Origin of the sequence: Micromonospora parva (genome assembly GCF_000718515.1) — a bacterium.
Lineage (GTDB): Bacteria > Actinomycetota > Actinomycetes > Mycobacteriales > Micromonosporaceae > Micromonospora > Micromonospora parva.
This window is the reverse complement of sequence record NZ_JNZS01000068.1, coordinates 1-348: the sequence shown is the minus strand read 5'-3', so window position 1 is coordinate 348 and position 348 is coordinate 1. Positions and strand designations below refer to the sequence as shown.

Annotated in this window: 1 protein-coding gene; it reads right to left on the bottom strand. The window is 60.6% G+C overall.

What is annotated here, in order from left to right:
• Nucleotides 1-348 (bottom strand): non-reducing end alpha-L-arabinofuranosidase family hydrolase (locus tag IF22_RS0132630; RefSeq protein ID WP_030338396.1); only part of this gene is annotated, 348 nt, incomplete at both ends.

The following is a 348-nucleotide window of genomic DNA, read 5'->3' as shown; positions in this document are numbered from 1 at the left end:
ACCTGCACCGCCTCGAACAGGTTGTTCGTCGTGTCACTCATGATCGTCGTGTAGTTCGACCCGAAACTGCCCGGGAAGTTCCCGATCGGCATACTCGCCCGGTAGATCTTCCCGTTGTCACCGGCGAAGAACAGGTACATGTTCTGGCTGTCACCGATCACCGCCTGATCAATCGGACCCGTACCCGAACCAGTGATGCTCCCACTGAACAACGTCTGCGGCGACGACCACCCATTCGGGTTCGTCGGATCCGACGACGTCCGGTACGAGAACGCCGGCCCACCCCACTGATACGCCAACACCCAGATGTTGCGCGGCGCGAAGTAGAACAACGACGGCGCCACCGTC